The organism is Rossellomorea oryzaecorticis (assembly GCF_038405515.1).
GTDB lineage: Bacteria > Bacillota > Bacilli > Bacillales > Bacillaceae_B > Rossellomorea > Rossellomorea oryzaecorticis_A.
Map to the genome: position 1 here is coordinate 90704 of NZ_JBBYAF010000006.1, position 19729 is coordinate 110432.

Annotated in this window: 18 protein-coding genes and 1 other annotated feature; of the genes, 3 read left to right on the plus strand and 15 right to left on the minus strand. The window is 47.1% G+C overall.

Features of this window, described 5'->3' with window-relative positions; genetic code table 11:
• Positions 1-48 precede the first annotated feature (48 nt).
• The 14 genes from paaX to AAEO50_RS04905 all read right to left on the minus strand — a co-directional run bounded on the left by paaX (position 49) and on the right by AAEO50_RS04905 (position 14776).
• Entirely contained in the window at positions 49-924 is an 876-nt protein-coding gene (paaX, locus tag AAEO50_RS04840; protein WP_341981066.1) for a phenylacetic acid degradation operon negative regulatory protein PaaX, read from the minus strand.
• A 220-nt stretch (positions 925-1144) separates the two neighbouring features.
• Positions 1145-2347 carry an acetyl-CoA C-acyltransferase gene (locus AAEO50_RS04845; RefSeq protein ID WP_341981068.1) on the minus strand — a complete coding sequence of 401 codons (1203 nt, stop codon included), beginning with the start codon at positions 2345-2347 and terminating at the stop codon, positions 1145-1147.
• A complete protein-coding gene (locus AAEO50_RS04850) occupies positions 2344-3219 on the minus strand; it encodes a 3-hydroxyacyl-CoA dehydrogenase (RefSeq protein ID WP_341981070.1) in 876 nt (291 codons plus the stop codon). The genes AAEO50_RS04845 and AAEO50_RS04850 overlap by 4 nt, the downstream gene beginning before the upstream one ends.
• 69 nt (positions 3220-3288) lie before the next feature.
• On the minus strand, positions 3289-4806 hold the full coding sequence (locus AAEO50_RS04855) for an aldehyde dehydrogenase family protein (protein WP_341981072.1): 1518 nt from the start codon (positions 4804-4806) through the stop codon (positions 3289-3291).
• Between the two features lie 319 nt (positions 4807-5125).
• Entirely contained in the window at positions 5126-5899 is a 774-nt protein-coding gene (locus AAEO50_RS04860; RefSeq protein WP_341981073.1) for an enoyl-CoA hydratase-related protein, read from the minus strand.
• A gap of 12 nt (positions 5900-5911) precedes the next feature.
• Positions 5912-6688 (minus strand): enoyl-CoA hydratase/isomerase family protein, encoded by a 777-nt coding sequence (locus AAEO50_RS04865; protein WP_341981075.1) that lies wholly within the window; start codon positions 6686-6688, stop codon positions 5912-5914.
• Positions 6681-6989: an EthD family reductase gene (locus AAEO50_RS04870; protein WP_341981078.1), complete on the minus strand. Its 309-nt coding sequence runs from the start codon at positions 6987-6989 to the stop codon at positions 6681-6683. Before AAEO50_RS04870 ends, AAEO50_RS04865 begins: the two co-directional genes overlap by 8 nt.
• A gap of 378 nt (positions 6990-7367) precedes the next feature.
• On the minus strand, positions 7368-7847 hold the full coding sequence (paaD, locus tag AAEO50_RS04875) for a 1,2-phenylacetyl-CoA epoxidase subunit PaaD (protein ID WP_341981080.1): 480 nt from the start codon (positions 7845-7847) through the stop codon (positions 7368-7370).
• Between the two features lie 13 nt (positions 7848-7860).
• On the minus strand, positions 7861-8679 hold the full coding sequence (paaC, locus tag AAEO50_RS04880; protein ID WP_341981082.1) for a 1,2-phenylacetyl-CoA epoxidase subunit PaaC: 819 nt from the start codon (positions 8677-8679) through the stop codon (positions 7861-7863).
• Positions 8676-9032, minus strand: a complete 357-nt coding sequence (gene paaB, locus AAEO50_RS04885) for a 1,2-phenylacetyl-CoA epoxidase subunit PaaB (protein WP_341981131.1) — start codon at positions 9030-9032, stop codon at positions 8676-8678. Before paaB ends, paaC begins: the two co-directional genes overlap by 4 nt.
• A gap of 15 nt (positions 9033-9047) precedes the next feature.
• Positions 9048-10001: a 1,2-phenylacetyl-CoA epoxidase subunit PaaA gene (paaA, locus tag AAEO50_RS04890; RefSeq protein ID WP_341981084.1), complete on the minus strand. Its 954-nt coding sequence runs from the start codon at positions 9999-10001 to the stop codon at positions 9048-9050.
• A 73-nt stretch (positions 10002-10074) separates the two neighbouring features.
• Positions 10075-11400: a phenylacetate--CoA ligase family protein gene (locus AAEO50_RS04895; protein ID WP_341981086.1), complete on the minus strand. Its 1326-nt coding sequence runs from the start codon at positions 11398-11400 to the stop codon at positions 10075-10077.
• 580 nt (positions 11401-11980) lie between these two features.
• On the minus strand, positions 11981-13537 hold the full coding sequence (locus tag AAEO50_RS04900) for an ABC-F family ATP-binding cassette domain-containing protein (RefSeq protein WP_341981087.1): 1557 nt from the start codon (positions 13535-13537) through the stop codon (positions 11981-11983).
• Positions 13538-13660: 123 nt separating this feature from the next.
• Complete coding sequence (locus AAEO50_RS04905; RefSeq protein WP_341981090.1) at positions 13661-14776, minus strand: FAD-dependent oxidoreductase; 1116 nt, start codon at positions 14774-14776, stop codon at positions 13661-13663.
• A gap of 191 nt (positions 14777-14967) precedes the next feature.
• Positions 14968-15177: a binding site (T-box leader), on the plus strand.
• Positions 15178-15250: 73 nt separating this feature from the next.
• On the opposite strand from AAEO50_RS04905, the gene AAEO50_RS04910 reads away from it, so the two are divergent.
• Together AAEO50_RS04910 and AAEO50_RS04915 are read left to right on the plus strand one after the other, a co-directional pair.
• On the plus strand, positions 15251-16594 hold the full coding sequence (locus AAEO50_RS04910) for a sodium-dependent transporter (protein WP_341981093.1): 1344 nt from the start codon (positions 15251-15253) through the stop codon (positions 16592-16594).
• A gap of 369 nt (positions 16595-16963) precedes the next feature.
• Positions 16964-17926, plus strand: coding sequence for a S8 family peptidase (locus AAEO50_RS04915; RefSeq protein WP_341981095.1), 963 nt, complete (start codon positions 16964-16966; stop codon positions 17924-17926).
• 330 nt (positions 17927-18256) lie between these two features.
• Here the strand turns inward: AAEO50_RS04915 and AAEO50_RS04920 are convergent, their stop codons facing one another.
• Positions 18257-18502 carry a YkuS family protein gene (locus AAEO50_RS04920; protein WP_341981097.1) on the minus strand — a complete coding sequence of 82 codons (246 nt, stop codon included), beginning with the start codon at positions 18500-18502 and terminating at the stop codon, positions 18257-18259.
• A gap of 787 nt (positions 18503-19289) precedes the next feature.
• Between AAEO50_RS04920 and AAEO50_RS04925 the strand changes: the two genes are divergently transcribed.
• The gene (locus AAEO50_RS04925; RefSeq protein ID WP_341981098.1) at positions 19290-19724 is read left to right on the plus strand and encodes a ferritin-like domain-containing protein; all 435 of its coding nucleotides are present in this window, start codon (positions 19290-19292) and stop codon (positions 19722-19724) included.
• The last annotated feature ends 5 nt before the right edge of the window (positions 19725-19729 follow it).

Genomic DNA, 19729 nt, shown 5'->3' on the forward strand with positions numbered 1-19729 from the left:
TCTATCTTCGCAATCAAAAACCCCCTGCCATCTCAGCAGGGGGTTTCCTCAATCAAGCAATAAAGGGTGTGTCATGATGTCGTAACTGCGATCCTTATTTTTCAGTTCGTTGCCGTCTTCGAATACACTTTCGAAGAATCTGGAGGCCGGTTCCGCAAGCTCTTTGTAGTATTCGGCAAACAAGGAGGCTGCGTGTGCACCGAGCCACTTTTCAGGAAGAAGTTCTTCAGGAAGGCCTGGATCCACGAATAGGAACTTACGGTATTCGTGTACGAGCTTAGTCCGCTCCACGAAGCATTCCGCGTCGCTCATGTCGCCTTTTTTGATTTTGTTTTTATCAATCATGTACTGCTGGCTGTAGTGAGCGATGAATTCCTGGTATCGTTCATTGATCTCTTTCAAATCCCAGCTCTTTTCGACCAATCGCTGGTTTTCATTCGGTCCTTGATATTCTGCAATAAAGAAATCGACATATTCCTTGATGTCATATTTCTTGATCAGCGACTGAACCTGTTTTTCTAAATTGTTGGGAGAAATCCAAGTAGAAGTGGAAAGCGTGCCAAAACCGCTCCATACCAATTCTTTGCGAAGCTCATCGCGGATGCTGCGGATTTCTTCAGGAATGCTGTACATGAAGATTCTCCATTTCCCGTCCCACTCCTGAGGCTTGAGTTTGAAGATACGGTTTGCCGCTTCTTCCATACGGTCGACGCCGGGTTCGGTCAAGGAATAATAGCTTTTATTCCCCTGCTTCTCCGCCTGTACCCAGCCCTGTTTATTCATCCTGGAAATCGCCGCGCGCACTGCCTGGTCGTTATGGCCAAATTCATTCAACAGGCGGATGAGGCTGCCAATCCATATTTTATTTCCATAATGTCGTATGTAATCTCCGTATAGTGTAAAGATCATTGATCTGGTATTCATCGATGCCTCTCCTTTTGCACAATCACTTTTGTGAAAAAACTTTTTTGTGACGTTCATTTTACGTTTGAGTAATATATTATCACAAACTCATTGGAGAATTAAATATTATTCCTAAATTTCCTCTCAAAGGGGATTATTAAAATACACATCTATTATTGTACGAACAAAAAGAAAGGCATGACAGAAAGAGGTCCCGCTTTCAGCACCTCTTTCTTCGTTATTAATCTATATTTTCCACAAGCGTCGCAATCCCCTGGCCCACTCCGATACACATAGTTGACAGACCGTATCGGGTGCCGCGCTTTTTCATTTCGTGGACGAGTGTGGTCAGGATCCTCGCACCGCTTGCTCCAAGCGGATGACCGAAGGCGATTGCTCCACCGTTGACATTGACGATTTCATAGTTCAGTCCAAGATCCCGTATGCATGCAATCGATTGGGCTGCAAATGCTTCGTTCAACTCTACCAATCCAATCTGATCGAGAGAGAGACCGGCGCGCTTCAGTGCTTTCCGTGTCGCATAAATCGGACCAAGTCCCATTACGGAAGGCTCGAGCCCTGCAGTTGCAGAAGTAACATATCTGGCCAGGGGTTTCAGGCCAAGTTCATCCGCTTTCTCCCTGGTCATCAATAACAGAGCGGAGGCACCGTCATTGACTCCTGAAGCATTCCCTGCTGTGACAGTTCCTTCATTAAATAACGGTGACAGCTTGCCGAGCTTTTCCATGCTCGATTGGGGACGAGGATGTTCATCGACTGTCACGGCGGTGACATTCCCTTTTCGATCCTTGACTCCGACAGGGACGATTTCCTCTTTGAACCGCCCTTCTTCCATCGCGCGCTTGGCTTTCATCTGACTTTCAAGGGCAAACCTGTCCTGTTCTTCCCTGGTGATTTCATATTGCTTTGCAACATTTTCAGCGGTTTCGGGCATGGAGTCCGTTCCGTATCTCTGCTTGAGCCGGGAATTGACGAATCGCCATCCAATGGTAGTATCGAACATTTCCATGTTACCTCTCGGGAAGTCCTTCGCAGGTTTTGCCATGACGAAAGGAGCCCGCGTCATACTCTCGGTTCCGCCTGCAATGAATATATCCCCTTCTCCGGCAAGGATCGCGCGGGCGGCATAGTTCACCGCATCCAGTCCAGATCCGCATAAACGGTTGATCGTGGTTGCACCGACCTCAACAGGGAGACCGGCTAAGAGGGTGGACATACGCGCTACATTCCGGTTGTCTTCCCCTGCCCCATTGGCATTGCCTAGGACGACCTCTTCAATCGCTTCAACAGGCATTTCACTGTTCCGTTCGACAAGCGCTTTGATAACAAGCGCTCCAAGATCATCCGGACGCACGTCTTTTAAGGCTCCTTTATACTTTCCGATCGGTGTCCGCACTGCATCAACAATGACGACTTCCTTCATGGGCGGCTCTCCTTTTCCTTCGTTTCGGAGTAGTCATAAACACCCTTGCCTGACTTTCTGCCAAGTCTTCCGGCTTTTACATACTGTTCTAAAAGAGGAGCAGGGCGGTATTTCTCCCCAAGCTTTTCATGCAGATATTTCAGGTTATTCAGGCGTGTATCGAGCCCTACCAGATCCCCAAGTTCAAATGGGCCCATCGGATAATTCAGGCCGAGCTTGATCGCTTTATCAATTTCTTCCGGGGTCCCGAGGCCTTCTTGCAGCATATAAAAGGCTTCGTTTCCGACGAGCGCGCTGATCCTGCTTGTCACAAACCCTGGGAATTCATTGATCACCACTGTTTCTTTTCCCATTAAACGGGCGACCTGTGCAATTACTTCCGCCGTTTCATCGCTTGTTTCCAGTCCACGTACGATTTCGACGAGAGGCATTTTATGTACGGGATTGAAAAAGTGCATCGCTATGACTTTGTCCGGACGCTTCGTGAAAGAACCGATTTCTGTCGGACTCATCGTCGAAGTATTGGTTGCCAGATAGCAGTAATCAGGAGCATGCGCATCCAGCACCTCGAACACACCGCGTTTGATATCCGTTTTTTCCGGAACAGCTTCGATGACGACCTCCGCATCACGGACCGTTATGGATAGATTAGTAGAATACGAAAGTCGTTCGCGTGCTTCGATATACTCCTGATTCGTAACCTTCCCTCTTTCCACGCCTTTTTCAAAAATGCGCTGAATATCTTCTTTGGCCTGATCCAGCTGTTCCTGTTTAATATCCACCAAAGTGGTTCTGAAGCCGCCCACTGCACTTACATAGGCGATGCCCCGTCCCATTACTCCTGATCCTACGACAACAATATGCTGTGTCATGTCGATTCCTCCTTATAGCAATAAGGGGTTGACCCGTAAAAGGACAACCCCTGTATCAAGCTGTTATGTTTATACGCCGAATGGATTCAGCGGGCGATTACCAAAGTATGAAATGATACTCTTCGTTTCTGTGTATAAGTCCAGTGTTTCCACGCATAGTTCACGGCCAAAACCGGACTGCTTGTAGCCTCCAAAAGGTGTTCCCGGGAATGCGGAGAATGGACAATTCACCATGACGATACCTGCTTGAATCGCTTTGGACACTCTTGTAGCACGACCGTGGTTCTGCGTCCACACAGCTGAGCCAAGTCCGTATTCACTGTCGTTCGCCATCTTGATGACTTCTTTTTCATCCTTGAACTTCATCACAACGACAACAGGTCCAAAGATTTCTTCCTTTACAGCCTTCATATCATGATTGACATCCGTAATGATCGTCGGCTCATACCAGTATCCTTTTTCAAAACCTTCTACTTTTGCCGGCTTTCCTCCGGTCACGATTGTGGCTCCATCCTCTTTGGCTGACTCAACATAGCTGTGGATCGTATCCACCTGTCCCTGATTAATGATGGCACCGATATGAGTTCCTTTATCATGCGGATCGCCAAGGGAAAGCTTCTTGGTTTTCGCTGTGAATTTTTCCATGAACTCATCATAGATATCTTCATGCACATAAAGTCTTGAACGTGCTTCACAGGACTGACCCGTATTATAGAAGATTCCGAACAGCGAACCGTCCACTGCAGCGTCTACATCCGCATCATCAAATACGATGTTCGGTGACTTGCCTCCGAGCTCCAACGTTACTCGCTTCAATGTCTGTGAAGCTTTTTCCATAATGTTCTTACCGATCGGGGTCGAACCTGTGAAGGCCACTTTGTCTACCTTTTCATGCTCAACCAGATAGTTCCCGACAGAAGAACCGGCTCCCGGTACGATATTGACCACACCTTCCGGAACTCCCGCTTCGATACAGATTTCACCCAGTACGATGGCTGTCAGCGGAGTCAGTGTGGCTGGTTTTACGACTACAGAGCATCCTGCCGCAATCGCAGGGGCGATCTTCCAGGCTGCCATCATCAATGGGTAGTTCCAAGGGATGATCTGGGCACATACACCGACAGGCTCTTTTTCTGCCGTATTCGTGAATTGCCCTGGTACATTGTTCACCGTGCCGCGGTGACCGACAATCGCACCCGCATAGAATTCGAAGTCTTCGATTGCCTGCATGACCTGGCCTTGAGCTGCAGATAAAGATTTTCCGCTGTCCATGATCTCTAGTGAAACCAGCTCGTTAAAGCGTGAACGCATGATACCGGCAATCTTGTTCAGCACTCGGGATCGTTTGTTGATGGGGAACTTCTTCCACTTTCCATAATCAAATGCATTCCTGGCAGCCTGTACGGCTTTTTCTGCATCTTCTGTGGAAGCAAGCGAAACCGTTGCGATCGGTTCACCTGTAGCAGGATTATAAGTCGTGAACGTTTCCCCGGATTCACTTTCCATCCGCTGTCCGTTTATCACCAATGAATAGTGCTCTCTTTTCATCTCAAGTACTTCAAAGCTTTGTTCTTTTACTGTAGACATAGTTCCATCTCCTTTTTCGTTTTACTGTGTTAAACGCCGCTGTTGATTTCCGTGCAAGACTTCGCTTTCCGAGGGTGACCCGTGAGCCTCCTCGTCGCTCCGCTCCTGCGGAAAGAAAAGCGGAGGCGGCTCGCTCAGCCCCGACAAGCATAAGGTGAATGGGCCGGGAAGGCGTCTTTTCCTTCTTGGCCCATTTAGCTTATGACCTCGAGGGGCTAGCCGCCGGAGCTGGACAAGTCTCACATTAGTCACTTCTCCCGCAGGAGTCTTCGTCTTGCACTTCAATTAACAGCTGGATACAGCCAAAAATCACAATAATCTATTTACCGTAAAAGGCCGGTCTTCTTTTCTCCATAAAAGCGGTGACGCCTTCGCGGTGGTCTTCGGTCTGGCCGGCGATCCGCTGGGCGTATGCTTCTTTTTCCAAATATTCATTGAAAGATAGATCATGGCTTCCTTTCAGCAGCCTCTTCATCAGTCCGATGGCTTTTGTCGGCATGGAAGCGATTCGTTCAGCAAATGCGGTTGTTTCTTCCTGCCAGCTGTCAACCGGAACCAGTTTCGTCACCAGTCCTAGCTTTTCAGCTTGATCTGCTGAAATCTTTTCACCAAAAACGGCGAGTTCAAGTGCTTTTGCATAGCCTACCAGCTGTGTTAAGTAGTAGAGGTTGCCTGAATCAGGGACCAATCCGACGTGGACGAATGCCTGAACGAAGCTTGCTTTTTCCGATACAAGCCTGAAGTCACATGCAAGCGCCAGGGAAAAGCCTGCTCCTGCCGCCACCCCGTTTACCGCCGCTATGACAGGCTTCTCACAACTTTCGATTTCCTTCACCATCGGTCCATAGTTATTTCTCAATACTTCACCGTGATCCATCGATTCATCGACTTCACCTAAATCCTGACCTGAGCAAAATGCACGGCCTTCCCCTGTGATGACGATTGCCCTTACATCCTGGTTACGGGAAGATTCTTTTACCGCTTTACCGACTTCAAGGTTGAGCTGGCGGATGAATGCATTCAATTTATCCGGACGGTTCAAGGTGATCCAGGCTACATGGTTTTTCACTTCGTATTTGATGGTTTCGTACATGCTGCAGCCTCCTTACTTTCCTTTGAAATGGGGTTTGCGTTTCTCTATGAACGCTTTCATTCCTTCTTTTTGATCTTCTGAGGCAAAAAGAAGATAGAAATTCTTCCGTTCATACTGCATTCCTTCGTAAAGAGAATAATCAACCGCTTTATGGACGGATTCTTTAATCAAACGCATGGAGAGCGGCGGGTTCGATGCCAGTTTCTTCGCAAATTTCTCTGTTTCTTCCATTAATAGTTCCGGGGCGGTCGCACGGTTGATGACACCCCATTCAAGTGCCTGTGCCGCAGTGAAACGGTCGCCTGACAGGAGCCATTCCATCGCCCTTGATTTCCCGATAAGCTTTGTTAAGCGCTGAGTTCCGCCGGCGCCGGGCATGACCCCAAGAGTCACTTCCGGGAATCCGAAGCTTGCATCTTCTGCTGCAAACAACATGTCACAACATAATGCGAGTTCGAAGCCTCCGCCAAGCGCAAAGCCCTGAACAGCGCCGATAATCGGCTTTTTGATCCATGCGAGACGGTCCCATTCAGTGAACTGATTGAGTAATTCAAGATCGATGGCCCCGTCTTCAGACATTTCATCAATATCCGCACCTGCGGCGAAGGCCCTCCCTTTACCGGATAAGATGATCACTTTAACATCGTCGTTCCTGTCAAACTCCTCAAAAGCTTCAACAATCTCTGAAACCATGGGACGGTTGATGGCGTTCAGCACCTTGGGACGGTTCAGCTCGATGAACCCGAGCCCGCCCCTTTCACTGACTGCAATGTATTCGTGCTTACTCATCCACTTCTTCACCGATCATGAGCGTGACCAGTTCAGCAGCGAAGCCCATCAGGTCTTTTCCTGAAGCTTTTCCTTCGTCTGATTTTAATCCTGCTTTCAGTGCTTCGTGGCTTTCATAGTACATTTCACACATTAAGTAGTACTTGCCTTCCCCGCCCATGGGTGATCCTGTGATTCTTGTAACTTTCATTTCTTTTAAGCCTGGGATTTTGGCTGTGATTGGGGCATGTGTGTTGAAGTAGTGCTCGTCGAATTGTTCCTTGTTTTCAGGGTGTTTGTATAGTGCGATTAGTTTTACCATTGTAAATCTCTCCTTAAATATTGTTTTTTTGGACTTTCAATACCGCAGTTGATTTCCGTGGGAGACTTCGCTTTCCGCGGGCGGACGGTGAGCCTCCTCGTCGCTGCGCTCCTGTGGGGTCTCACCTGTCTCGCTTTTCCCGCAGGAGTCTTCGTCTCCCACTCCAATCAACTGCTGGAACCGGTTAAACATTTTGGTTTACCAAACCTCTTACATGGTGAACTTGAACAAACTTGCGCCTCCGCTTTTCTATCCGTTCAGCTCCGGCGGCTTGGGACTCGAGGTCATAAGTCATCCAGCCATGAAGGCAAAAGACGCCTTCCCGGCAGGCTCGCCTTATGCTTGTCGTCCCAGGGCGAGCCGCCTCCGCTTTTCTAGTCACATCATGGTCGAAATGGGTTTCATGGCTTCGAACGGGTTTTTGCATTGCTTGCAGTAGAGGATGCTTCTGCAGGCGGTGGGTCCGAAGAGGTTCTCCATGGATGTATAGGGAGAATCACAATATGGACAATGAATCTTCCAGTCTTCTACTCCTGTGAAATCCTTCGGAGGAGGTGCGATGCCGAATTCTTTCAGGCTTTCGCGGCCTTCCTCCGTCAATCGACTGGAGGTCCATGGGGGATCATAAACGAATGCAACATTCACCGCTTCCGTTCCCAGCTGTTCTTTGCATGCTTTCAACACATTGGCTTTTATAATATCCAGTGCGGGACAGCCCATGAAGGTGGGAAGCAATTCGATTGAAATCATGTCCCCTTCCACGCTGACCCTGTTCACCATTCCCAAATCCACAATACTGATTGAATCAATTTCCGGATCCTTCACCGTGTGAAGGACATTCCAAATCATTTCCGTCATTTCTGATCACCCTTTACCAGGTTGCTGCAGGATCTGAGTTATATACTTCGCTTAGGGTAGACAATGCTTGATCCAGGTCAGCTGTATGTTCCCCTTTGCGGCCATTGCCTTTTTTCATCGCTGTGGTCGGCGGGAATGCTAGATTCGTAGACTGAAAAACAGGCTGCAGGGAAAGTTCCCAGCGTTTCTTGAGATTTTCTTCATCCTCAATCAGTCCCATGACGGCCATTTCTTTGCCTGTCGGCCCCAGCGTAAGGACACCCTGGAATTCATCCATCACCCTCTTCACTGCTTCCCTCATTTTCACTGACGCCTCTCCGCCAGCGTTCACCAGCTGCATGAACCATGTCTTCCAGTGAAGCAGATGATAGTATAATTCTGTGTTGATTTTGATGGCGAGCTGGGCCAACGGTTCATATGATGAATTTTTCAGTGAATCGATCCGGACCTTTTTTGCCACACTGTAAAAATAATGCCTGACCACAGTGAATGCCCAATCGTATCGTGGTTCCTCCAAGTAATTCCCCTGTCCGTTCACTTCCTCCAACAAGATGGCGTTTCTTCTTTCATGCGAAGGACGCGCATGAGCCAGTGAATCCTGGCTGCCTTCTCCAAGCTCTTCAAGCATCTGATAATACATGGTCGCGTGGCCCATCGTATCTTGGTTGATCGAAGAGAATGCCACATCTTCTTCGATATGAGGCGCAAGACCAAGCCACTCCGAACCGCGGTATGCGAGGATGAAGTCATCGTCAGCAAGTTGATAGAGCAGACTCAGCAGTGCCTCTTTATATTCTTTATTCGGGATTTCATCCGGACTTTTCACATTCATTTCTTCTTCACCAACTCTCCCCAGGACATGATTTCTTTCTCATCCAGCATTTCCTGTTCATATTGCCGCCACTTCTTCTTAAGGTATCCGTATCCTTTCGCATTCCGGTAATCCTTGTTATCCAGGCGCTTGACACTTTCTCTTTCTTCAGGCGTCATCATTCTGAGATCCGACCGTTTCACGACCCAAATGTCCGCTACCGGTTCCCTTCTCATGAAATTCTCCTGCGCCATCACCATCGCCAATTCATGATTAGGGGCAAGCAGACTAAATTGATGCTGCATCGGTGCCCCGTCTGAACGTTTGCTGAACACTTCAAATTCCTGATAAAAATTCTGCCCCTTGTCAGACATCTCCCTCATTCCTTTCTAACCGACTCTCCCGCTTGGACTCAGTGCTTCGCGTACCCAGGCATTATTGTCATAGGATAACTCCCTCAGACGAAGGCGTTCCTTCGATTTCGGTCCATTATTGCGGATGATTTCTTTGAACCTGCTCCAATCAGGCTGCTTGTAAACCCATAGCTTCTGCTCTTCATCGTAATACATCGTTTCATCAGGAAGCGTAAGTCCCAAAGACAGCATCCTTGGCACGTATTTTGTAAAGAAATCCTGACGGAGCTGTTCATTTGTTTTGGTTCTGATTTTATATTTAATGGTGATATCCTGTTTTGAAGAACCGGTTGTTTTTGCATCAGCCGGCCCGAAAAACATCAGAAGTGCTTCCCACCAGCGGTTCACTGCATCCTGTACGAGAGCTTTTTGCTCGTCTGTTCCCTCTGCAAGTGCCATGATGATTGCTTCACCATGCTGTGCGTGGAAGACTTCTTCTGCGCAGATCCTCTTCAATGCACGTGCATATGGACCATACGAAGCCCCGAGCATATTGGTCTGAGAAATAATGGCGGCACCATCGACGAGCCAGCCGATCAGTCCTGCATCTCCCCAAGTCGGAGCTTCCATGTGGAAGACATTATGAAACTTCAAATCTCCTGAAAATAAGTCCCTCATGATATGCTCCCTTGTTTTTCCGTAAGGCTTCATCAAATCTTCAGCCACGCGGAGCAGGAGCTGGCCATGACCCATTTCATCCTGGACCTTGGCCATGATCCCGAGTTTCCTGCGGAGGGACGGGGCTTTCGGCACCCATTCCTTCTCAGGAAGGGCTCCCATGATTTCACTGATACCGTGCATGGAAATCAATTTAATCAAGGCATTCCGATATTCATCGGGCATCCAGTCATCAGCCTCGATCTTTTCATCGTTTTCGATCTTTTTCATAAAGCGTGCCATATGTTCTTCTTCTGTCATCTGCAGACTCATTGCACTGCCTCCTTTATCACACTGTTTTAACGTTTATTCATTATCATGTCATAGGATTGTCGGACAAAAAAATTTATGGAAGTACCGTTTCTTTCCGGAGATCAACAATCCTGATCGCTTTTCCTTCCGAACGCGGTATTTCTTTAGGCGCCCTCACTATCACGTCCATGGATACAAGGCATCCGTTCTTCATCACTCTTTTTACTATTGATGTCAACTCTTCTATTTTGTCATGACGGATGTTTTCAGAAATGCCGGCATAATAATCCCTGCTGATTTCAACATGAAGCTCAACTGTATCAAGTGCACCCTTTTTCTTTAAGTGGAGCTGATAATGCGGGGAGAGTTCCTTTAATTCAAGGAGGTGATGCTCCATTTCAGAAGGAAAGACATTTACCCCCCTGATAATCAGCATGTCATCTACCCGCCCTTTCACTCTCGACATCTTGACTGTCGTTCTTCCGCATAAGCATTTTCCATGCCGAATTGAAGCAATGTCACCTGTCCGGTACCGGACGATCGGGAACGCTTCTTTCGTAAGACTAGTAAAGACCAGTTCACCTGTTTCTCCTTCAGGCATTGGCTCTAAGGTTTCAGGGTGGATGACTTCAACCAGGAAATGATCCTCTGCAATATGAAGGCCGTCCTGTGCCTCAGGGCATTCCATCGCAACGCCGGGACCGATCACTTCACTAAGTCCGTAGATATCACAGGCTTTGATTCCAAGGATTCCTTCAAGCGTATCCCTCATTTTATCTGACCACGGCTCAGCCCCGAATATTCCAACCTCCAGTGAAAGTGACGCCGGATCTTTTCCTTTAGCCTCGACCGTCTCTGCCAGGTTCAGAACATAAGAAGGCGTTCCGCATATGACAGAAGGCTTAAAATCCTCAATCAAGGTGATTTGTCTATCGATATTGCCGCCTGAGACAGGCACTGTAATCATCCCCAGCTTTTCACTTCCGTAGTGAAGGCCCAGACCCCCCGTGAACAATCCATATCCATATGCATTGTGCAGCACGCTCCCCGGCTTTCCTCCAGCCATCGCAATCGCCCTGGCTACAATACTTCCCCACATATCAATGTCATTTTGGGTATAGCCGACAACCGTCGGCTTTCCACTCGTTCCGGATGAAGCATGGACTCTCACCATCTCTTCCTGCTTGACTGCGAACATGCCGAAAGGATAGTGATCACGCAAGTCCCTCTTCGTTGTAAGCGGTAACATTTTTATGTCCTCTAAAGATTGGATATCATCCGGGTGCAGGTTTCTTTGTTCGAAGTGATGTCGGTAAAAAGGTACGGAGTGGTAAACTGCGCTGGCTGTTTTTTGAAGTCGCTCTAGCTGAAGGCTTTCCATTTGATCTCGACCGGCGGTTTCAATCTCATGCAAAATCAATATCTACGCCTCCCTTTTACATCGCCATTATATAAATCTATATTTATATAACGTTATTTATTCGTTTATTAGAATATGTGTTATATGTAACTACTCAAAAGATAACGTCTTTACTGGGAATTGTCAATATATTTTCAGAAAATTAAAACACAAAGAGGGCGACTTCATGCATCGGAAATAATAAGAGGATGGCACTCTTAATCCCGCTAATGATTTCCGTGCAAGACTTCGCTTTCCGCGGGTAGCCCGTGAGCCTCCTCGCCTGCGGGGTCTCACTTGTCTAGCTGCAGGGCTTAGAGGCACATGTCATAAGCCAAACCGACCAAGAAGGCAAAGAGCGCCTTCGTGGCCGATTCGTCTTATGCCACCCGCCTCTGAGCAAAGCCCTTCCGCTTTTCTAATAAGCTACTCTTCCCGCAGGAGTCTTCGTCTTGCACTCCAGTCAACCGCTGGGAAGAGCTAAATCTAGATATACATTTGAACAAATTAAAAACCCGAACTAATTTGCTTCCTAGAATGCAAATTAGTTCGGGTTTTACTTAGACTAAAACACTTTTGTCCCAGGCTCTTGTCTATCTAATTAAAACAATTTTGTCGTCCAGGATTCACAGTTCCACACTTCAGTCGCCACATCATTATAAAATTCTGGTTCGTGACTGATCAGGAGGACGGTGCCTTTATATTCTTTCAAAGCACGCTTCAGCTCTTCTTTCGCTTCGACGTCCAAATGGTTGGTCGGTTCGTCAAAGACGAGCACGTTGCTTTCTTTGTTCATCAGCTTACATAGGCGGACTTTCGCTTTTTCCCCTCCGCTCAGTACTTCGACCTTACTTTCAATATGCTTCGTTGTCAATCCGCATTTCGCAAGCGCCGCACGCACTTCAGCCTGATTGAAGGACGGGAACTCGTTCCACACTTCTTCAATACATGTGTTATAGTTTTGCGTTTTGATTTCCTGTTCAAAGTAGCCGATATGCAGGTAGTCCCCGAGTTCGACAGAACCCGAGATCGGACGGATTTCTCCTAAAATACTTCTTAGTAAAGTCGTCTTACCGATTCCGTTCGCACCGGCTAAAGCAATCTTCTGCCCGCGCTCCATTTTCAGATTAAGCGGTTTTGACAGCGGAGTATCATATCCGATGACAAGGTCCTTCGTTTCAAAAATGACTCGGCCGGCCGTTCTTGCCAGCTTGAAGTTGAATTCAGGCTTAGGCTTTTCAGCGGCCAATTCGATGACGTCCATTTTATCAAGCTTTTTCTGACGTGACATCGCCATATTACGCGTTGATACACGGGCTTTGTTACGTGCAACGAAGTCCTTCAAATCCTTCATTTCCTGCTGCTGCTTTTTATAGGCGGCTTCAAGCTGCTGCTTCTTCATTTCGTGAACTTTCTTGAATTCGTGATAATCCCCGGCGTAGCGATTCAATTCTTGATTTTCCATATGGTAGATCAAGTTTATGACGCTATTCAAAAACGGGATATCATGGGAAATCAGGATAAACGCATTTTCATATTCCTGCAGATATCTCTTTAACCACTCGATATGCTGCTCATCGAGATAGTTGGTCGGCTCATCCAGCAGTAAAATGTCCGGTTTCTCAAGTAAAAGCTTGGCCAGCAGGACCTTTGTTCTTTGTCCTCCGCTCAGGTCGTGGACATCTTTATCCAGACCGATATCATCAAGCCCTAAACCACGGCCGATTTCTTCTACTTTTGCATCAATGATGTAGAAGTCATTATTCGTCAGTGCATCTTGAAGGGTGCCGGTTTCTTCGAGCAATTCTTCAAGCTCTTCAGGTGATGCATCCCCCATTTTCCCGAACAGCTCGTTCATTTCCGCTTCCATATCAAAAAGGTACTGGAAAGCTGTCTTCAATACATCGCGTATTGACATACCCTGTTTCAGCTGGGCATGCTGATCGAGATAGCCGATTCGGATGCGCTTTGCCCATTCTACTTTTCCCTCGTCTGGCTCAAGCTTCCCTGTGATGATATTCATGAAGGTTGATTTACCTTCTCCATTTGCCCCGATCAACCCGATGTGTTCCCCTTTTAACAACCGGAAAGATACATCATTAAAAATCGCACGGTCACCGAAACCGTGGGTTAAATTCTTAACAGATAATAAACTCATATATGATTACACCTTTTCTTTATAAACTAATGGTTTTTTCAAAAATACACACTCCCTCTATTATAAAGGTCCTAAGCCTTAGAAGATAGAGGAAAATCGTTACTTACAGAATGTGTTTACAGATCATCCGATGGCATCCGCTACACGGTAATCTGCAGGATCAAGTTCAGTTTCTTCCCCCATCACCAGCTTGGCAAGTTCCGAGCCAAGGTACGGCCCTGCCGTTAAACCGGAAGCCCCCAGGCCGTTGGCAGTGAATGCCCCATCCAGGCCAGGGACAGCACCGAATACAGGCAGAAACCCAGGGGTGAATGGACGGAATCCGACCCTGGTTTCGACTACCGTGCAGTCATGGATCCCCGGGGCGGACTCGATTGCTTTGGACAGCACTTCATGCATCCCCCCGGCTGTCACTCTGCAGTCAAATCCGGCTTCATCTTCATGAGTGGCTCCTGCAACCACTTTGCCTTCCGGAAAACCAAGAAGATATTGACTGCCGGGCGGCATGACAACCGGCCAATGACTCGTGTCAGCCTGCGGTGCTTGCAAATGAAGAATCTGTGCTTTTTGGGAAGACACCTGAAAGTCAATGCCGACCTCACTGAATAATTCTTTCGCCCAAACTCCTGCTGTTACGATGACTGAGTCAGCTTCAATGGTTTCTTGACCAATTTTCACACCTGCTGCACAGCCGTTTGACAGCAGAATTTTGGCATCTCCGGAACGGAAGTCGGCGCCATTTTTTTCAGCAGCCCGTATCAACGCATGACGAAGTGCCCTTCCGTCCACCCTTGCCGCCCCGCTTACATATACGGAAGCAAAATCTTCTGCCAGCAGCGGAAATCTTTCTTTCGTTTCCGCTGCAGTCAATTTCCGGATGTCCCCGATTTCAGGTGCATCCCCGCGCCGTTTAACTGCTCGTTCAATCATCTTGTCGAGCTTCTTATCGTCGTTGTGAAGGCTGATTGCTCCTACTCGCTTATAACCGGTCTCGGTTTCACCTGAGGCTTCCAGTTCTTTTATCAATTGCGGATAGTACTTCGCTCCGCTTTTTACCAGCCGGTACCACACCTTATTACGCCTTTGAGACAGCCACGGACAAACGATGCCTGCTGCCGCGTCTGTTGCCTGGCCGGGATCCTGCCGGTCTATGAGCGTGACCTGCGCACCTTTTTTGCTGAGGTGGTAGGCAGTGGATGCGCCAAGGATTCCAGCGCCGATAACAATGATTCTTTTCATTTTCAAACACCTTTTCCGTTCATATTTTCTGATCGATTCTGTTAGTTATTTTACAAGAGATATAAGCCGGAAACAATGTAAGTAGTATGTTGGTTATGTAACCGTTTCACAAGAAGAATACAATATTTGTATTTTCGAAATTTATTGACAAGTTGTTTCGTTTCATGATAAAAATTGAATAACCTAATATTAAACAAGCTTTGAAGGAAACTAGTAGCGAACATTTCCCTGTTTAAGAGAGCCGGTGGCTGGTGTGAATCGGTACATAAATGCTTTTGCGAATTTCGATTCTGGAGCTTCTTTTGACGAGATCAAAAGACGGCACAGCCGTTATTTTATTCGAGTGGTGAGAACATTTTCTCATAACTAGGGTGGTACCGCGATATCCAATCGTCCCTACAATCAGTAGGGGCGATTTTTTTGTTTTCAAAGCGGAATACTAAAAAATATTTCTTAACGGAAAGGAGATTGAACATGAGTCAGCGTGAACAATGGTCATCAAAGCTTGGATTTATCCTGGCGGCAGCCGGATCTGCAATCGGTCTGGGGGCCATCTGGAAATTCCCTTACACTGCAGGTCAAAACGGAGGCGGAGCTTTTTTCCTGATCTTCATACTATTCACATTACTACTCGGCCTTCCTTTACTGCTTGCAGAGTTCTCAATCGGGCGGTCAGCACAAAGCAATGCGGTTGATTCGTACAAAAAAATCGCCCCCGGCACCAAATGGCACTGGGTTGGCATCCTCGGGATGATTACATCCTTCATTCTTTTATCCTTCTACAGTGTTGTCGGAGGATGGATCGTCGTTTATTTATACAAAGCGGTGACAGGCGGGATGAATGGGCTCACTTCCGAGCAATACGGCGAGCTTTTCGGAGCCACGATTTCTAACCCGGGGTTAAGCGTATTTGTTCAATTCCTCTTTATCCTGATGACGATCCTTGTCGTCGCCAAAGGGGTTCAGAATGGAATCGAACGTGCAAGTAAAATCATGATGCCGGCACTTTTTGTGTTATTCATCATCCTTGTCATACGGGCAGTCACGCTGGATGGCGCCATGGAGGGGATCACATTCCTGCTTCAGCCTGATTTTTCTAAAGTAACATCACAAACGATACTGGAAGCGATGGGACAATCCTTCTTCACCTTGAGCGTCGGGGTGTCAGTAATGGTGACCTACAGCTCCTACTTGCCGAAGGATCAAAGCCTTCCCCGCTCAGCCGGTTCCATTGTAGCGATGAACATCTTTATTGTCCTTCTGGCAGGATTGGCTGTTTTTCCGGCAGTGTTCTCATTTGGTCTTGAGCCTGGAGCAGGGCCTGTCCTGTTATTTAACGTACTGCCGACCATCTTTAATCAACTGCCTTTCGGAATGCTGTTCTTCATCGCGTTTCTGGTATTATTCCTTTTTGCTGCACTGACGTCCGCCTTTTCCATGCTCGAAATTATCGTTTCGGTCATTTCCAAAGGTGATCCGGCGCTTCGCAAAAAATGGTCTTGGATTATCGGGCTTGCGATTTTTGCATTCGGCGTCCCGTCAGCGTTATCCTATGGCGTACTAAGCGATGTCATTATTTTCGGCAAAACGATTTTCGATTTGGCTGACTATACAGTGAGCAATGTACTGCTGCCGATTGGGGCCCTGCTCATCGCCTTGTTCATTCCAATCAAGATGAAAAAGACGGCCCTGTATGAAGAGTTAAAGCGCGGAAGCGGATTGAAAAAAGGATTATTCGAAACATGGTATTTCCTTATCCGTTTTATCGCCCCGATCCTGATCATTGCTGTCATGCTTGATGTGTTGGGAATCCTATAGAAAGAAAACGAGTACTTCCATGATGGAGGTGCTCGTTTTTTAATCAAACGTTTGTTTAAACTTTAAAATCGCATTGCTATCAATCATTCTGGAATTAATCAAACGTTTGTTTAAATCTTTGGCTGTGTTAAAGTTTATTGTTGTTTTTAACCGGTTCCAGCTCTTGGTTGGAGTGCAAGACGAAGACTCCTGCGGGAAAAGCGAGACAGGTAAGACTTTTCCAGCTCCCGGCTGCCTTCCCATCCAAAAATAAAATGGCTTAATTTTCCTATTACAAAATACACTGGCAATCTCGTCCGAAAAATGTTATATTTTCTGAAACTTCAGATTTTTCCTCAATGTAAAATACCATTTTCAGGAGGGATTGCTATGCAATGTGAAATCAGGTTAATTCCATATTTCATGGATGAAATGGTGGCTGATGCAAACGAAATTCCTAAAGGCGTTGATTTAATCCAAGCTCCAAGCTTATGGAAAAATGGTTATAAAGGAAATGGAATAACGGTTGCGGTTCTTGATACGGGCTGTGATGTAAACCATCCGGACCTGAAAGGAAAAGTGAAAGGCTATCGCAATTTCACGGACGATGACGATGGTGCCGAGGATAATGTGACAGACTATAGCGGTCACGGGACCCATGTCGCAGGTACGATTGCCGCGAATGAAGATGGCCAAGGCGTGATCGGTGTCGCTCCACTCGCTGATTTACTTGTCATAAAAGTACTTGCTGGAAGCCGCGGCAGCGGAAAATATGACTGGATTGTAAACGGCATCCAGTATGCAATCGACCAAGGTGCCGATGTCATCTCCATGTCACTCGGAGGCCCTTCCGATTATGATCCTCTTCATGAAGTGATTCAAAGAGCTGTCGATGCCAACATCTTAGTTGTATGTGCAGCTGGAAATGAAGGAGATTCCAACAGCACTACAGACGAATTCTCTTATCCTGCCTCTTATAATGAAGTCATCTCAGTCGGTTCGATCGACCTTCAACGTAATTCTTCCTACTTCACCAATTCGAATAACGAAGTAGACTTGGTTGCACCAGGTGAAAAGATATTATCCACGATACCGGGTGACAAATACGCCAAGCTCAGCGGGACATCGATGGCTGCGCCGCACGTGTCCGGTGCCCTGGCCCTCATCAAACAGTTTGAGCAGGCATCCTTTGCACGGACCTTATCCGAAACAGAAATATACGCGCAGCTCATAAAACGGACAGTGCCGTTAAACTTTCCAAAAACACTGGAAGGAAACGGACTGTTGTACCTGACAGCGCCTGATCTTTTAAAGGAACATATACGTAATCAGCCTTTGGCACATATTGGATAAGAAAAGCGGAGGCGGCCCGCTCAGCACCGACAAGCGTTGGAGGGCCGACCGGTGAAGTCGCTTTTTGACTTCATTGGCGGACCGAAACGTCTCGAGGGGCTAGCCGCCGGAGCTGGCCAATAGAAAAGCGGAAGGGCTTTGCCCAGAGGCGGGTGGCATAAGACGAATTGGCCAAGAAGGCTTTCTTTGCCTTCTTGGCCGGTTTGGCTTATGACATGTGCCTCTAAGCCCTGCAGCTGGACAATCTTCGAGTAACGTCTCCTTAAACCCAAAACCAGGACCGCCGGTTGGCGGTCCTGGTTGTATTAAGCATTGTCGTTTTTCGTTAAATTATTGAAGTCTGCTTTCAACCTGCTGACATACTTCATCGGCACTTAGTCCGCTTGCTTCAATCACGGATCCTTGTGTAACTGCGTTCTGAATGCCCATAACGTTAGAGTCGCCACCCGTTACAACGCAGCAGTCGCAGCCTTGTGCATCTGATTCCTGTTTAAGTTCTACCACATCATGCCCTTTTTCACGCAAGGCCTGCACAACATTTTGTAAAGATTCCTCAACACCAATTCTTCTTGCCATATCTGTTACCTCCAATTTTTATCAAGCTCCGGCGGCCACCCGCCTCCGCTTTCATATTTCTAACATTAGGATTTTCCTTCCGTGAAAAAGATATTCATCAAACTTATGAAGTTTTTGCACAGTTATTACCGCTGTTGATTTCCGTACAAGACTTCGCTTTCCGCGGGTAGCCCGTGAGCCTCCTCGGTCGTACCTCCCTGCGGGAAGAAAAGCGGAGGGGCTTTGTTCAGAGGCGGGTGGCATAAAGCGAAGCGGCCACGAAGGCGTTCTTTGCCTTCTTGGACGGTTTGACTTATGACATGTGCCTCTAAGCCCCAGAACTGGACAAGTCTCACATAAAAGCTACTCTTCCCGCAGGAGTCTTCGTCTTGTACTCCAATCAACAGCTGAAAATTCCCAACCACTGATAACCTGGTTTTTTTATCTTCTGCAAGTCCATTGGGGTCATACCTATTGTTTTTTCATGAAAAATCGAACAATGGTTTATTGATCTTAAACACTAATTGAAACCCAGAGTGGATTGGAGCGGAAGGCATTTGACTCCGGCGGGAAATTGAGGAAAGGTCGAGACCCCGCAGGAGCGCAACGAGGAGGCTCGACTTCCTCCCCGAGGAAAGCAAATGCCTGTAGCGCAAAGGAACGGTCTAAGATAATAACCATATATGTTTAAAAACGCACATTATAGACAAAATAATTAAGGGAGTTCAATTTTATTGGAATATGTTTACTTGCAAACTCACGTGGGTAAATAGTCTATATAAACAATTAACAAAAGGGTGGTAACATAATGGATGCAAAGAAAAAAGAATTAATTGATGGATTAAATGAAGATTTAGCAAATGAATATGCGGCAGTCATTCTTTACACAAACTACGCTGCTGTAGTCAGCGGCTTATATCGCCAGACCTTAAAGCCTTTCTTTGAAGAGGAAATTCCTGATGAGCAAGGGCATGCATTATACTTAGCAGAAAAGATCAAAACATTAGGCGGAGACCCTACAACGACTCCTGCCCCAGTTAAGCAGACAGACGATGTGAAGGAAATGCTTGAAGAAGGCCGCAAAGCGGAAGCCGATACAATCGAACGCTATAAAAAGCGTAAGGAGCAGGCTGAAGAATTAGGATTGACTGAGCTTGTCATCAAGCTCGAGGACATGATCGCCGATGAAACCCATCACCTTGAAGAGTTCGACCGTCTGTTAATGGATCCTTCTTTCAACTAATTTTA

Coding starts and splice junctions, on each gene's coding strand:
- paaB (WP_341981131.1), bottom strand. CDS start 9,032: ATGTCTGACAAGGGGCAGAATTTTTATCAGGAATTTGAAGTGTTCAGC.
- paaD (WP_341981080.1), bottom strand. CDS start 7,847: ATGACGGAAATGATTTGGAATGTCCTTCACACGGTGAAGGATCCGGAA.
- AAEO50_RS04905 (WP_341981090.1), bottom strand. CDS start 14,776: ATGAAAAGAATCATTGTTATCGGCGCTGGAATCCTTGGCGCATCCACT.
- AAEO50_RS04865 (WP_341981075.1), bottom strand. CDS start 6,688: ATGAGTAAGCACGAATACATTGCAGTCAGTGAAAGGGGCGGGCTCGGG.
- AAEO50_RS04925 (WP_341981098.1), top strand. CDS start 19,290: ATGGATGCAAAGAAAAAAGAATTAATTGATGGATTAAATGAAGATTTA.
- AAEO50_RS04910 (WP_341981093.1), top strand. CDS start 15,251: ATGAGTCAGCGTGAACAATGGTCATCAAAGCTTGGATTTATCCTGGCG.
- AAEO50_RS04920 (WP_341981097.1), bottom strand. CDS start 18,502: ATGGCAAGAAGAATTGGTGTTGAGGAATCTTTACAAAATGTTGTGCAG.
- AAEO50_RS04900 (WP_341981087.1), bottom strand. CDS start 13,537: ATGAGTTTATTATCTGTTAAGAATTTAACCCACGGTTTCGGTGACCGT.
- AAEO50_RS04860 (WP_341981073.1), bottom strand. CDS start 5,899: ATGTACGAAACCATCAAATACGAAGTGAAAAACCATGTAGCCTGGATC.
- paaC (WP_341981082.1), bottom strand. CDS start 8,679: ATGAATGTGAAAAGTCCGGATGAAATCCCGAATAAAGAATATAAAGAG.
- AAEO50_RS04870 (WP_341981078.1), bottom strand. CDS start 6,989: ATGGTAAAACTAATCGCACTATACAAACACCCTGAAAACAAGGAACAA.
- paaA (WP_341981084.1), bottom strand. CDS start 10,001: ATGAGTCTGCAGATGACAGAAGAAGAACATATGGCACGCTTTATGAAA.
- AAEO50_RS04845 (WP_341981068.1), bottom strand. CDS start 2,347: ATGAAGGAAGTCGTCATTGTTGATGCAGTGCGGACACCGATCGGAAAG.
- AAEO50_RS04850 (WP_341981070.1), bottom strand. CDS start 3,219: ATGACACAGCATATTGTTGTCGTAGGATCAGGAGTAATGGGACGGGGC.
- AAEO50_RS04915 (WP_341981095.1), top strand. CDS start 16,964: ATGCAATGTGAAATCAGGTTAATTCCATATTTCATGGATGAAATGGTG.
- paaX (WP_341981066.1), bottom strand. CDS start 924: ATGAATACCAGATCAATGATCTTTACACTATACGGAGATTACATACGA.
- AAEO50_RS04855 (WP_341981072.1), bottom strand. CDS start 4,806: ATGTCTACAGTAAAAGAACAAAGCTTTGAAGTACTTGAGATGAAAAGA.